This is a genomic window from Bacillus sp. MBGLi79 (assembly GCF_002953915.1).
This window is the reverse complement of sequence record NZ_CP026521.1, coordinates 57,016-70,465: the sequence shown is the minus strand read 5'-3', so window position 1 is coordinate 70,465 and position 13,450 is coordinate 57,016. Positions and strand designations below refer to the sequence as shown.

Annotated in this window: 14 protein-coding genes; all 14 read right to left on the bottom strand. The window is 42.4% G+C overall.

Translation table 11 applies throughout. The features are described 5' to 3' along the window. Positions 1 to 8: 8 nt before the first annotated feature. On the bottom strand, positions 9 to 962 hold the full coding sequence (locus C1T29_RS00425) for a ribose-phosphate diphosphokinase (RefSeq protein ID WP_003218353.1): 954 nt from the start codon (positions 960 to 962) through the stop codon (positions 9 to 11). A 22-nt stretch (positions 963 to 984) separates the two neighbouring features. Then, positions 985 to 2,355, bottom strand: coding sequence for a bifunctional UDP-N-acetylglucosamine diphosphorylase/glucosamine-1-phosphate N-acetyltransferase GlmU (gene glmU / locus C1T29_RS00420; RefSeq protein ID WP_103750515.1), 1,371 nt, complete (start codon positions 2,353 to 2,355; stop codon positions 985 to 987). A 192-nt stretch (positions 2,356 to 2,547) separates the two neighbouring features. Beyond that, a complete protein-coding gene (spoVG, locus tag C1T29_RS00415; RefSeq protein WP_003218346.1) occupies positions 2,548 to 2,841 on the bottom strand; it encodes a septation regulator SpoVG in 294 nt (97 codons plus the stop codon). Positions 2,842 to 3,035: 194 nt separating this feature from the next. Further along, the gene (ridA, locus tag C1T29_RS00410) at positions 3,036 to 3,413 is read right to left on the bottom strand and encodes a 2-iminobutanoate/2-iminopropanoate deaminase (RefSeq protein WP_003226738.1); all 378 of its coding nucleotides are present in this window, start codon (positions 3,411 to 3,413) and stop codon (positions 3,036 to 3,038) included. Then, on the bottom strand, positions 3,410 to 4,267 hold the full coding sequence (gene purR / locus C1T29_RS00405; RefSeq protein ID WP_014662485.1) for a pur operon repressor: 858 nt from the start codon (positions 4,265 to 4,267) through the stop codon (positions 3,410 to 3,412). The genes ridA and purR overlap by 4 nt, the downstream gene beginning before the upstream one ends. Positions 4,268 to 4,322: 55 nt before the next feature. Beyond that, entirely contained in the window at positions 4,323 to 5,192 is an 870-nt protein-coding gene (gene ispE, locus C1T29_RS00400) for a 4-(cytidine 5'-diphospho)-2-C-methyl-D-erythritol kinase (protein ID WP_040081072.1), read from the bottom strand. A 146-nt stretch (positions 5,193 to 5,338) separates the two neighbouring features. After that, on the bottom strand, positions 5,339 to 5,524 hold the full coding sequence (locus tag C1T29_RS00395) for a small, acid-soluble spore protein, alpha/beta type (protein ID WP_040081073.1): 186 nt from the start codon (positions 5,522 to 5,524) through the stop codon (positions 5,339 to 5,341). A 159-nt stretch (positions 5,525 to 5,683) separates the two neighbouring features. After that, positions 5,684 to 5,944: a biofilm formation stimulator Veg gene (veg, locus tag C1T29_RS00390; RefSeq protein ID WP_003218330.1), complete on the bottom strand. Its 261-nt coding sequence runs from the start codon at positions 5,942 to 5,944 to the stop codon at positions 5,684 to 5,686. A 210-nt stretch (positions 5,945 to 6,154) separates the two neighbouring features. Next, entirely contained in the window at positions 6,155 to 7,027 is an 873-nt protein-coding gene (gene prtG / locus C1T29_RS00385; protein ID WP_095432920.1) for a sporulation-specific protease PrtG, read from the bottom strand. Positions 7,028 to 7,386: 359 nt separating this feature from the next. Further along, on the bottom strand, positions 7,387 to 8,265 hold the full coding sequence (gene rsmA / locus C1T29_RS00380) for a 16S rRNA (adenine(1518)-N(6)/adenine(1519)-N(6))-dimethyltransferase RsmA (RefSeq protein ID WP_014662482.1): 879 nt from the start codon (positions 8,263 to 8,265) through the stop codon (positions 7,387 to 7,389). Continuing rightward, positions 8,258 to 8,818: a ribonuclease M5 gene (gene rnmV, locus C1T29_RS00375; protein WP_071582137.1), complete on the bottom strand. Its 561-nt coding sequence runs from the start codon at positions 8,816 to 8,818 to the stop codon at positions 8,258 to 8,260. Before rnmV ends, rsmA begins: the two co-directional genes overlap by 8 nt. 143 nt (positions 8,819 to 8,961) lie before the next feature. Next, the gene (locus C1T29_RS00370; protein ID WP_040081079.1) at positions 8,962 to 10,275 is read right to left on the bottom strand and encodes a ubiquitin-like domain-containing protein; all 1,314 of its coding nucleotides are present in this window, start codon (positions 10,273 to 10,275) and stop codon (positions 8,962 to 8,964) included. A 155-nt stretch (positions 10,276 to 10,430) separates the two neighbouring features. Next, positions 10,431 to 11,198: a TatD family hydrolase gene (locus C1T29_RS00365; RefSeq protein ID WP_103750516.1), complete on the bottom strand. Its 768-nt coding sequence runs from the start codon at positions 11,196 to 11,198 to the stop codon at positions 10,431 to 10,433. A gap of 78 nt (positions 11,199 to 11,276) precedes the next feature. Next, positions 11,277 to 13,271: a methionine--tRNA ligase gene (metG, locus tag C1T29_RS00360; protein WP_103750517.1), complete on the bottom strand. Its 1,995-nt coding sequence runs from the start codon at positions 13,269 to 13,271 to the stop codon at positions 11,277 to 11,279. Positions 13,272 to 13,450: the final 179 nt, after the last annotated feature.

Below are 13,450 nucleotides of genomic sequence, written 5' to 3'. Positions count from 1 at the left end.
AAAACGGTTTAGCTGAACAGATAGCTGACTGATTGCTGCTCATGAACGCGAATAATCGCCTCAGCCAGAAGCGGTCCGACTGAAAGCTGCTTAAAGCGTTCAATTTTCTTTTCTTCAGGAAGCTTGATGCTGTTTGTCACAACGAGCTCTTTAATTGTTGAATTATTAATTCGTTCAACCGCAGGGCCTGATAGTACAGGGTGTGTACAGCATGCATATACTTCTTTCGCTCCGTTTTCTACGAGCGCATTAGCAGCAAGTGTAATCGTACCTGCAGTATCAATAATGTCATCGATGAGGATAGCAGTCTTCCCTTCGATATTACCTACAATATTCATAACTTCCGCCACGTTTGGACGCGGACGGCGTTTATCGATAATCGCAATCGGCGCTTTTAGTCGGTCAGCCAGTTTGCGGGCACGTGTCACACCGCCGTGGTCTGGTGAAACAATGACGATATCTTCAAGGTTTTTGCCTTCAAAATATTCTCCTAAAATCGGAACACCCATTAAGTGGTCAATCGGTATATCAAAGAATCCTTGAATTTGCGGCGCATGCAGGTCGAGTGCAATCACACGAGTCGCACCAGCTGTTTCAAGCAGGTTAGCGAAAAGTTTAGCTGTGATTGGCTCACGGGATCTTGCTTTTCTGTCTTGACGTGCATAACCGTAATAAGGAATAACAATGTTAATCGTTTTTGCAGAAGCGCGTTTTAACGCATCTACCATAATCAGCAGTTCCATAATATGCTCGTTAACGGGGTCACTTGTAGACTGGATGATGTAACAATCACATCCGCGAATACTTTCTTCGATATTAATTTGGACTTCCCCGTCACTAAATCTTGTGACAGAACATTTCCCTAATTGAACTCCAACTATATCTGCGATTTCTTTTGCAAGCTCTGGATTCGAATTCAAAGAAAAAATCTTTAAATTCTTATCTCCGTATTGATTAGACATGGATAAACCTCCGAATTTAGGATTATTTTTTATGAATGTTTTTCACATAATCGTCTTTATTTACTTGTCTCGCTCTGGCAATAGCAAGCGCTTTTCCAGGTACATCTTCCGTAACAGTTGAACCTGCCGCCACATAAGCGCCTTCTCCGACTGTGACAGGGGCAACCAAGTTGGAGTTGCAGCCGATAAACGCGCCATCTTCAATTTTTGTCAAATACTTATTCTTCCCATCATAATTGACAGTAATTGAACCGCAGCCCAGGTTTACATCAGTGCCTACCTCAGCATCACCGACATAGCTTAGATGAGATGCCTTGCTTCGGTCTCCGAATTGAGTCTTTTTAATTTCTACAAAGTTTCCGATCTTCACTTCATTCCCAATGACAGAATCAGGTCTGATGTGAGCAAAAGGTCCTATGTTTACATCATTCCCCACTTTACTGTGATTGACTACCGATTGTTTAATAACCGTACGGCTGCCGATGGAACTATTCATAATCTCCGTATGAGGGCCAATTATCGTATCTTCTCCGATTTGCACCTCACCTTTAATTACAGTTCCAGGATAAATCACAGTATCGCTTCCGATAACAGCGTCGGGAGAAATATACGTATTCATCGGGTCAATCAACGTCACGCCATTTTGCATATGCCGTTTATTAATACGCTCTTTCATAAATTGTTCTGCTTGAGAAAGAGCAACTCTATCATTAACTCCGAGCGTTTCTTGGAAATTACCAGTCTGGTAAGCGGCAACAGTTTCGCCTTCATTTTTAAGAATCTCTATGACATCCGGCAAATAATACTCGCCTTGGGCATTATCATTAGACACCTGATCAATAGTCCGGAATAGCGCTTCATTGTCAAAACAATACGTACCGGTATTGATCTCAGTTACAAGACGTTCTTCTTCAGAGGCGTCCTTATGCTCAACGATTTTTTGAACCGCTCCGTTTTGGCTGCGAATAATGCGGCCATATCCGGTTGGATCTTCTGCAACCGCAGTTAAAATCGTAGCTTTCGCTTCTCTTTGTGTATGTTCTTTCAGCATCTCTTCCATCGTCTCTGCTGTTAAAAGCGGCGTATCTCCGCAAATGACAATCGTGACGCCTTTTTCGTCAGCAAGAAATGGCTGTGCCTGTTTTACAGCATGAGCAGTGCCAAGCTGTTCTGCTTGAAGCGCGTACTCGCTTTTATCACCAAGCTGCTTTTTCACTTCTTCCGCACCATGTCCGACAATCGTGACAAGCTTCGATAAAGATAATTTTAAGGCTTCGTCCACGACGTGCTCTACCATAGGCTTACCGCAAACTGGATGAAGGACTTTATAAAGCTTCGATTTCATTCTCGTTCCTTGTCCAGCCGCTAAAACAACTGCAAACCGCTTATCCATTTATTGGCCTCCAATATCCCTTTTATCCATAGAAAAATATATCCTAAATATCTTCTGATTTCAAGGAGACTTCATGAAGTGCAAGAATTTTCTATTGAGTGCAAATACGTTTGAAAAATCAGAATTAAAAAAGGACCGCCGGCAAAAGGCTTATGTCAGCCCTTTCAGCAGTCCTTGCTTTTTGGTTATTTTTTAAGAAGCTCCAGCTTCTTCGAATTCTAATGCTTCAGTGTCACCCAGACGATGATACTCATTTAACACGGCATCTTGAATCTTTCCTCGCGTGCTTGAATTAATAGGATGAGCAATATCGCGGAACTCTCCATCAGGGGTGCGTTTACTCGGCATCGCAACGAAAAGACCATTGTTTCCATCAATCACACGAATATCATGTACAACAAATTCGTGATCCAGCGTGATGGATGCAATCGCTCTCATGCGACCATCGGTATTCACGCGGCGTAATCTTACGTCAGTAACTTCCACAGTAGTTCACCACCTTTTCCCTATATAAAAGCATTAGTGTATCAATTCCACGATTTTCTCTGAAATCCTGCTCGTTTTTAAAATATTTTTTGAAAAAATAGGATATAGTTACACAATTAGGTCATATCGCTTTTATTTCGGGCATAAGGTAAATAAAAAAGTGATCCCGGGCACTCCCAGAATCACTTTTCTTATTATTTTACCAATGCAATAACTTCAATTTCGACTAGCGCATCCTTCGGGAGTCTTGCGACTTCCACACAAGATCTCGCCGGTTTGTGAGTGTCAAAATATTGTCCGTACACTTCGTTTACTTCCGCAAACTGTTCCATATCCGCGATAAACACAGTTGCTTTTACAACTGTTTCAAAAGAAGCACCCGCTTCTTCCAGAACCGCTTTTAAGTTGCTGAATACTTGATGAGTCTGCTCCTTAATATCTCCGTTCACCATTTCGCCTGAAGGAGTCAAAGGGATTTGACCTGAGCTGTAAAACATATTGTTGACGATAATCCCTTGTGAATAAGGCCCAATTGCCGCTGGGGCATGTTTTGTGTGGACTGCTTTTGTCATGATTCTGTCTCTCCATTCTTTAAAAGATTGTCTTTAAAAAAACGCAGAAAATTGCCATTCTGAATTTCAATGGACTTCTCTTTCATGTTGATGGTTGAAAGAGTAAGAAGTGACATATATTCATCAACAAGACGTTCATCTACTCCTTCGGCCTCTACTAAGACGCCGATTCCCGCCACATTTGCGTTAAACTCATCCAACAGGTTAATCATACCATTTATTGTGCCGCCTGCTTTCATAAAGTCATCAATAATGAGTACGTTTGAACCCGTTTTCATGCTTCTTTTCGCAAGTGACATTGTTTGAATGCGGTTTGAGGAGCCTGAAACGTAATTAATGCTGACTGTGGAGCCTTCTGTTACCTTATTGTCTTTACGAACGATCACAACAGGCACATTCAAATAGCTCGCAGCTGCGTACGCAAGAGGGATGCCTTTCGTGGCAACGGTCATGACAACATCAATATCGCGCTCTGCAAACACAGAAGCAAACAGCTTCCCTACCTTGGAGAGTACAGATGGCTTTCCTAAGATATCCGTTAAATATACATAACCGCCCGGAAGGATACGTTCAGGATTTGCCAGCGACTGTCCAAGAGTTTGCACAAACTCTTCAGCTTCAGCCTGCTTCATTTTCGGAATATATTTAACGCCTCCGGCAGCACCGGGAACAGTAAGCAAAGTACCGATCCCCTGCTGTTCAAAGGTTTGTTTAATAATTGTTAAATCTTCACTGATCGATGATTTTGCAGATTCATACCGCTCAGAGAAAAAGGTTAGCGGTATTAACTCGTGCGGATGGGTTAACAAGTAATTTGTTAAGTCCACCAATCTGCCGCTGCGACGAAACTTCATGAACTTACCCCCAAAATCCGAATATTTTAAGATCAATATAACTTAACATACGGATTTAATCAAGAGCGTTCTGTTCGCCGATCATTCTCACCGCATAAACTTGATCGCAGAAGCCTCTTAACCCGTTATAAATTCTCTGCACCTTCGACTCATACTGAACCAGTCCAAACACTGTCGGACCGCTCCCGCTCATTAACACGGCATCTGCACCAAAGCGTTTCATCTGGTTTTTGATCATCGCGACTTCAGGATGCAGATCAAGCGTAACAGATTCGAGCACATTGCCTAAACGGCTGCACATCTTCTGAAAACTCTTTTCCTCTATCGCCTCGATCATGCCTTGTACATCAGGATGTTCTATGTCATCCAGTTTCAGCGCTCTGTACACTTCAGCAGTTGAAACACCGATTGTCGGCTTCGCTAAAATGACCCAGCAGTGCGGAGGCGTGCTGATATGTTTAATTTTCTCGCCGCGCCCTGTTGCAAGTGCAGTTCCTCCATAGACACAAAATGAAACGTCGGAGCCAATTTCCGCTCCAAGCTCAGCAAGCGTTTCCGCAGAAAGATTTAAATTCCACAGTCTGTTCAGCCCTCTGAGTGTCGCCGCCGCATCACTGCTTCCGCCGGCAAGACCGGCAGCCACCGGAATTACCTTCGTAATCATGATGGAAACTCCCTTTTTCACGTTGTATCTGTCCTTGATCAGCTTGGCGGCCTGATAAGCTAAGTTTCTTTGGTCATCAGGCACAAAACGGTTGTGGGAGGAAACCCTCACTTCATCCTCTGCCAGCTCCGTCAATTCAATTCGATCAGCTAAATCAATTGTCGTCATGATCATTTCGACTTCATGATAACCATCCGGGCGCTTTCGGGTGACGTCAAGTGACAGATTGATCTTGGCTGGCGCTTTTTCTAAAATACGCATAGCTTTCACCTACTTCTCCATCTAAACATAAGTATGAACATTGTATCACATTTGAAGTACAGGATGAACATATCCATATTCAGCCCATTATGTATTTATATCCAATATAAAAAACCGGGGAACGGCACGTCCCCCGGGTCACATCCTTATCGGTTATTATGATTCTGAGCCATTTGCTGTTCAGCGATTTCAATGGCGCGTTTTACCATATTACCAGCATCGCGGGCCCGAATTTCGCCCCAACCGCCATTTTTTACTGTGTCATAAAAACCAAGGTCCTTAGCCAGCTCATATTTAAACTCATCTGACATAACTCCACGACGTCTGCCCAAACGAAACAACCCCTTTTTTAGAAGTGATAGCCATTCGTGCACGTCACGATAATATGTGACTGTTTTATCTTTTGTTAAATCAAATGGAACTTTCGTTAAAATTACTGGAAACCAAAAAAGGGCAAAACAAAAAGCAGTAAACAAAAGGTTCACTGCCCGTTAAAATGCCACTGAGCTTGCTGCGTCATCATTAAATGTCAGCTCAACAGTCTCAGTCAAAATATCAGCATAACTGTATGAAACTCTTTCAAACGAGTTCTCGTCTTGATCTAGTTGTATCACAAAAACAGAAGGGTACGTCTCAGCTAAAATGCCCGAACGCTCAATCGTTTTTCGGCGGCCACCGTTTGCTTTTAACGTCAGCCTTTTACCTAAATTCCCATCAAGCGATCTTTTAATATCGGACAACGTCTTCGCCATTGCATCCACCTCACTACATTTATTGTACAACACGAGCCCATTTTTGTCAAATAAAATTTAAATTATATCAACGTTAATAAGACGTTGTCAATAAAATTATTTTGACAAAATTCTATGATTCCTCAATTATGTTCTGCAAGTTTCGGTAAATTATGTATCATTATGCAAAATAAAAAAACCGCATAGATCTACTATGCAGGTTTTCAACTGTTATTTGGACTTATAAGGCATACCAATTCTCAGTACTCCTCTTGTTTCAATACCTCCAAGCCCTTTCTCTCTTGTCAGCGTATTACGGAGCACTTCCCATACATTGATTCGTTCCATAAACGGTGTAAAGCTGATCTTCGCGACGATATATACCGGATCAAGCGCATGAATATTTACTCTTGAGGGTGAACTCGCAAAATTTGCACCCGCTCTGATGAGTGATTCAAAATGAGATTGGCAGGCCCCCGCAAAAATAACAAGCTGATCTAAGTGAGGGATCTTTTTTCGGGCGTTATGAACTGTTTCAACAAAGTGCTTAGAATGTCTGTACGCGTTCAAATCATCAATTCCGCCCTTTTGCTTCGAATACGCATCATGCCCTGTGATCACCAGGATATCTGGTCGATATTTGTCGAGCAATTCTTCAATAGAAGCAGACATTTTCTTTTCGTGGCAATGGATGCCATAGACCGGCACACCAATTTTTTTATAGACATTCAGGCATTTTTTAAGATATGCTTCGTCACCATCCAGATGAAGCACTTTGCCAGGCATATGGAAATAATGCTCCTGATGCTGATACTGGCTTGTCGCAAAGTACTCCTGCTTTTCTCTGAGCAGCTTATAATCCTGGCGGAGCAATTCGAGCGACTCATTCATCCTGCTCTCATCTTTCTTTTTCCGCATCATCTGCTCATCCTTTTTCACTGCCACCAGATCAGAAAAATCCGAATCAGCAATCAGCCTGACTTCATCTCCATGCAAAATGGCAATTGAATTTCCTTTGCTTGTTTGCTCTATTCCTATAATTCGAAACAAAACATCCATCTGATAGGATTTTCTGGCTACCATATCCCCTATTTGAAATTGCACGTTCCTCACTCCACACATAGACTAAGCCTCATCATGAAAGAAAGAGCCTTGAGAAAGCGCCTTTTTTCGCTGAGTCCAAGTTTTTTCTTATCATTGAATGAAAGGTCCTTCTCTAGCCTATGTAGCGGCAGTCCATGTGGTGCGCAAAACAAAAAGCCCTTTTAGAAAAGGGCTTTCCTATTGTTGAAAAAACGCTAAAACGGTTTCTCTTTAGCATTTTTTCTCCTTTCAGCGTGATTGAAAACCCTTGAAGTCTAGGAAAGGCGAGCATCGGAGCGCAGCGAATGTTATAATTCGTGAGCATTGAAGCGCAGTCTTGACAACGAATGCGAGGGTTTGTCGATACGCTGAAAGCCCTTTTAGAAAAGGGCTTTATACAATCCGTTAGACAGCGCTGCGAACTCCTCGATAGACAGGGATTCACCTCGGCGCTTGCCGTCAATATTTGTTTCTTCAAGCACTTGCTCAATCGTTGATTTTTGTGCTTTTCCTTCAGGCAGATTGTTAACTAAGTTATTGAGCAGCGTTTTACGGCGCTGTGCAAAGCTTGCCTTGATGAGCTGAAAGAAAAAGGATTCGTTTTCTACGTCCACTGCCGGGCCGTCTCGGAGAATGAGACGTATGACTGCGGAATCGACATTAGGCTGAGGGACAAATACGGTTTTCGGAACGATCATCACCGTTTTGGCTTCTGTATAAAACTGCACCGCGATTGAAAGCGAGCCGTATTCCTTAGATGAAGGATCAGCCGCCATGCGCTCAGCCACTTCTTTTTGCAGCATGACCACAATCCCTTTCAGCGGAAGATGCTCTTCAAGCAGTTTCATGATAATCGGTGTTGTTACGTAATAAGGAAGGTTGGCTACTACCATAATCTCATCGCAGTCTTGAAATTGTTCTTCAATGACCGATTTGACATCAGCCTTTAACACGTCCTGATGAATGACAGTGACATTGTCGTAAGGTGACAGCGTATCCTTCAGAATCGGCAGTAATCGCTGGTCAATCTCAAATGCCACGACTTTTTTCGCCCGCTTGGCAAGCTGTTCGGTTAAAGCACCGATTCCTGGGCCGATTTCAATGACACCTGTTTTCTCCGTCACTTCCGCGTGATCGACAATTCGGTTTAAAATGTTCGTATCAATTAAGAAATTCTGTCCTAAGCTCTTTTTAAAAGAAAAACCGTATTTCTTTAATATCTCTTTCGTTCTAATCGGTGTCGCAATATCTTTATTCATTCTGTTCCTCCCGCATAACGGTATCGAGCGCACTCATAAAATCACTTTTTTTAATTTGAAACATTTGCAGCCGTTTTTGAAGTTGTTTGCCATTTGTATAGCCGATTTTCAACAGATCACCCAGTCGTTCGCGGCGGCGTTTGGCCGCAGATCCGCCTATTAGTCCGGCATGAATCAAATCCTCAGCCGAAATGTCACTCGGCTGCGCTTCCATCTCCTCATGGACATTTTCTAAACATGCCCTAATGCTTTCAACCGATGCATGCTCCACACCAATTCCCCGCTTGTTTTTAGGTTTGGCAAGATGCTTTGGCAAAAATGCATGCTTACAGCCGGGTACAGCCTCTGAAATGGTTTTGCGGATCTTCTCTCCCGGAAAGTCCGGATCCGTTAAAATAATCACGCCTCTGGTCTTCTGAGCCAGACGGATTTGGTCAATCACATGATCGTCGATGGCTGAACCATTTGTTTCAATTGTGTCTGCATCAACAGCCAATTTGATGCGGGCCGTATCGTCACGCCCCTCGACCACAATGATCTCTTTTATTTTCATTATTTCCTCCAAGACAAAATAAAAACTTTTGTATATTTATGAAACTTTTTCTTATGTCGAGCGTCTAATAAGCATAAAATACACTTTGTCTATTATAACGAAAAAAACAGAGGGCGCAAAACCCTCTGAATCATAAGTATATATTAATTTAAGACTTTAATTTTGACTGTTTTATTTCCCCATCGGTACGCCGATGATTTCTCTGGGAAAAAGACGTCTATTTTGTTCCCTTTAATCGCTGAACCAGTATCTGCAGCAATGGCATATCCATAGCCTTCCACGTGGACTTTGGAGCCTAGCGGAATGACATTGGGATCCACAGCGATGACTTTGGCATTCGGATTATTTTTTAAATTGACGCCTGTCGCTGTATGTCCTGAACAGCCGCTGCAGCTTGCCGTATAAGCCGTAGATGATACAGTCATGACTTTTCCTGATGATTCATTGCTGCGGGACACAACTGTTTTTGAATCACCTGAAGCGCTGACCTTTTCAACTTTTGGACTGCTCTGCTTTGTGCCGACAGCAATCACTTTATCTTTGCTTTGTTCAGCTGTTTCTTCTTTTACAAGCTCTCTGGACACTTCTTTGCCGTTTTCTTTAACGACCTCGAAATGTTTCTTAAGCTTGCCTTCTTTTCCTTTTTGGACGACCTTTTCTTCCCCTTTTTCAAGAGAAGCGTCTTCTTGCTTTTTCACATCGAACGCAATCTTCTCTTCAACTACATCGGTGACCTTTTCGATACGAGTAATTGTAATATCAGCCTTTCCTTTCGTCAGCTTTGCATCTAACGCAGGCTTGATTTTATCTTCGTCTTTTATGTTCATCTTTTGCTGTTTTAAAAAGTCAGCGACCGTAGTCGAAGTCGTCCAGATCTTCTTTTGTTTTCCTGCATCATTCACAGTAACCTGAAATGCGGGCTCTATGTTAATCTTCATGTCTTTCGAAATATCTGTATCTATTGCGGGATCAACTTGATCTTGTTCTTTCACATCAACATCTTGTTCGTCCAGTAATGCACCGACCGTTTTTGCTGTTGACCATAATGTCTTTTCTTCCCCGTTTATTGTAAGCTTCACAGGTTTTGCAGCCTCATACACAACGTCCATATCTGCTGTTATCTTTGTCTGTTTAGCAGGTGTGATCTTGTCTTCGTCTCTTGTCTTGATATCAAGCGTCTCCAAAAGATCACCGACTGTACTTGCATGTGTGCGTATATGTTTCTTTTTGCCATTGATAGAAACTGAGACTGATTGTTTCGTCAGCTCATGAGCCGCGTACGCAGTCCCGCTTCCTGCCAAAAGCAAACAAGCAGCAACCAGAATGACTTTGCTTTTGCTAAGCTTTACGGAAAACAGCTTTTTCATTTTTTGTGTGATGAAAAACGCCTCCTTCTCCTCGGAGAGATTATATAGAGTATCTAAAAGGCTGTCAACCCTCCCTTCTCTTTCTCCCAAAAGCTCAGTGTCTTCTTCATTATCCTGAAATACACTGAGAAACGGAAGAAAGACTTGTCGACAAACCTATCCTATGAGGAGAAGAAAGCATGTAGAACTTTTATAGAAAAACGCTGTAAGGGACAAGCTCTTACAAAACCCGCTAGCGTTTTTTGTCAGTTTATACGGAAAAGTCTTTTCGCATTTTCAGTCGTGATTGAGGCAATCTCCTCAAAGGTCATTTCTTTTAATTCTGCGATTTGTTCTGCCACATATTTCACATAGCTCGGTTCATTTCTTTTCCCGCGGAAAGGGTGAGGCGTGAGAAACGGGCAGTCCGTTTCAATCAGCAACCGGTCATTCGGAATTTCCTTCACTACTTCCTTCGGTTTCTTCGCGTTTTTGAATGTCACCGGCCCTCCAAATGATAAATAAAAATTCATTTTCATGCATTCTCTTGCCACTTCCGCACTTCCTGTAAAGCAGTGCATGATTCCGCCCACAGCTTCTGCGCCTTCCTCTTTCAGAATAGTCACGACATCCTCCGTTGCATCACGGTTATGAATGATAATAGGCAGATTGACCTCTTTCGCTAAGGCAATTTGTTTTCTAAACACCTCTTTTTGAATGTCTTTAGGTGATTTATCCCAGTGATAATCAAGTCCCATTTCACCTATCGCTACCACTTTCTCATGAGCAGAAAGCTCTTTAATCCAAGCTAAATCTTCCTCTGTCATGTCATTCGCGTCAACAGGATGCCACCCGATAGCTGCATAAATAAAATCATATTCCTCAATCATTTCCATCGCACGGGTAATGGTTGGACGGTCAAAACCAACTACGACAATTCGTTCAACTTTTTCAGCTTTTGCCCGTTCAATAACCTCTTCCAGATCAGTATCATATTGTTCCGCATTTAAATGCGCGTGTGTGTCAAACAACATAAGTGAAAAACTCCTTTCTTGTCGAAACACAAAAGGTGTTCGACGAATTGTTACACGTGAAACACCTTTTGTTTATCATTATTTAATTCTTGTGCCTTTTGGTAACGACTGATCGATAGATACGACTTTTAAGACGCCGTCTGCTTCCCCTGCAAGGATCATACCTTGAGAAAGCTCGCCTCTCAGTTTAACCGGTTTTAGATTTGTTACACAAACGAGTTTCTTTCCAACAAGCTCTTCAGGCGTATAATGCTTCGCTATGCCGGATACCACTTGGCGCTTTTCAAAACCAAGATCCAGCTGCAGCTTCAATAACCGGTCTGCTTTTTTTACTGGCTCTGCCTCAATGACCTCAGCTACGCGAAGCTCTACATCCATGAATTGATCAATCGTAATTTCAGGTAAACGATCTACCTCTTGCGGCTCTTCTTCTTTTGTTTCTTCTTTCGCTGGTGCCGAATCTTGCATTTTCCCTTTGATATAAGCAATTTCTTCCTCTGCCTCTAAACGTGGGAACAACGGCTCGCCTTTTTGTACTTTTGTATCTTTCAGCTGGCCAAAAGCTGTAATGCTGTCCCAAGCTTTTAAAGATTCATCAGTAATGCCCAACTGCTCGAACATTTTTTCCGGTGTTTTTGTTAAGAATGGCTGAAGCAGTACCGCTGAAATACGCAATGATTCAGCGAGATGATACATAACGGATCGCAATTCTTCTTCTTTTGCCGGATCTTTCGCAAGCACCCATGGAGCTGTCTCATCAATGTATTTGTTGGTGCGGCTGATGAGCTGCCATAAAGTCGAAAGTGCTACCGAGAATTCCATGTTTTCCATTGCTTTCTCATAAGCTTTCACTGTTTCTTCAGCAACCGAAGTGAGCGTTTGGTCAAATTCCGTAACAGCACCTTTGTAAGAACCGATCTGTCCGTCAAAATACTTATTGATCATCGCAACAGTACGATTCAATAGGTTTCCTAAATCATTCGCTAGATCATAGTTGATCCGCTCAACAAATCCTTCCGGCGTGAATACACCGTCAGATCCGAATGGCACTTCGCGAAGCAGGTAATAGCGAAGCTCGTCTAACCCATAGCGTTCAATTAATGTGACCGGATCTACAACGTTTCCTTTTGATTTCGACATTTTTCCGTCTTTCATCAAAAGCCAGCCATGAGCGAATACTTGCTTTGGCAGAGGCAGATCCAGAGCCATCAGCATAATTGGCCAGTAAATCGTATGGAATCGTACAATCTCCTTACCGACTAAATGAACATCGGCAGGCCAATACTTTTGATACAGCTCATCATTTTCTGTATCATAACCTAGTGCTGTTAAATAGTTAAATAGTGCGTCAATCCAAACATATACAACGTGCTTTGGATTTTCCGGCACCTTTACGCCCCAATCAAAAGTGGTACGTGATACTGCCAAATCCTCGAGTCCAGGCTTAATAAAGTTATTAATCATTTCGTTTTTGCGTGATTCCGGCTGGATGAAGGTCGGATTTTCTTCATAGTATTTCAAAAGACGCTCCGCGTATTTCCCCATACGGAAGAAATAAGACTCCTCTTTGATCAATTCAACTGGGTGACCGCTGTCAGGGCTTTTTCCGCCGATGACCTCTCCCTTTTCATTCCGCTCGATATCAACAAGCTGAGTTTCCGTGTAGAACGTTTCATCAGGGATGCTGTACCAGCCTTCATACTCATCAAGATAGATGTCCCCATTATCAAGAAGCTTTTGAAACACCTTTTCAATGACAACTTTATGCCGTTTTTCTGTCGTACGAATGAAGTCGTCGTTTGAGATTTCAAGCTGCTTCCACAGTTTTTGAATATCTGCCGCTGCGCGATCCACATACTCCTGAGGTGTAATGTTTTCCTGTTCAGCTTTTTGCTGAATCTTTTGTCCATGCTCGTCCGTTCCCGTTAAATAGCGAACATCGAACCCTTTTAATCTTTTGTAGCGTGCCATTGCATCTCCCGCGACTGTCGTATATGCATGGCCGATATGTAATTTTCCGCTCGGATAATAAATCGGTGTTGTAATGTAAAAAGTATTGTTTTCTTGCGGCATCTTGAAACCTCCTAATCAGAATGTCAAAAAGCTCCCGCCCAAAGGACGAGAGCGGCGATAAGTGCAAATCATATATGAATATTATTTATATTTATCCTTTATCTATGATACCATCTTAGCCTTTAAGATCAAGAATATATACATATGCCCTGAAAAAGAATAATTAAAATTAAAAATCT

Excerpts from the sequence above, each read along its gene's own strand:
- rnmV (WP_071582137.1), bottom strand. The coding sequence starts at position 8,818 with ATGAAAATAAAAGAGATCATTGTGGTCGAGGGGCGTGACGATACGGCC.
- glmU (WP_103750515.1), bottom strand. The coding sequence starts at position 2,355 with ATGGATAAGCGGTTTGCAGTTGTTTTAGCGGCTGGACAAGGAACGAGA.
- C1T29_RS00425 (WP_003218353.1), bottom strand. The coding sequence starts at position 962 with ATGTCTAATCAATACGGAGATAAGAATTTAAAGATTTTTTCTTTGAAT.
- C1T29_RS00365 (WP_103750516.1), bottom strand. The coding sequence starts at position 11,198 with ATGTTGTTTGACACACACGCGCATTTAAATGCGGAACAATATGATACT.
- rsmA (WP_014662482.1), bottom strand. The coding sequence starts at position 8,265 with ATGAATAAAGATATTGCGACACCGATTAGAACGAAAGAGATATTAAAG.
- veg (WP_003218330.1), bottom strand. The coding sequence starts at position 5,944 with ATGGCGAAGACGTTGTCCGATATTAAAAGATCGCTTGATGGGAATTTA.
- ispE (WP_040081072.1), bottom strand. The coding sequence starts at position 5,192 with ATGCGTATTTTAGAAAAAGCGCCAGCCAAGATCAATCTGTCACTTGAC.
- purR (WP_014662485.1), bottom strand. The coding sequence starts at position 4,267 with ATGAAGTTTCGTCGCAGCGGCAGATTGGTGGACTTAACAAATTACTTG.
- metG (WP_103750517.1), bottom strand. The coding sequence starts at position 13,271 with ATGCCGCAAGAAAACAATACTTTTTACATTACAACACCGATTTATTAT.
- ridA (WP_003226738.1), bottom strand. The coding sequence starts at position 3,413 with ATGACAAAAGCAGTCCACACAAAACATGCCCCAGCGGCAATTGGGCCT.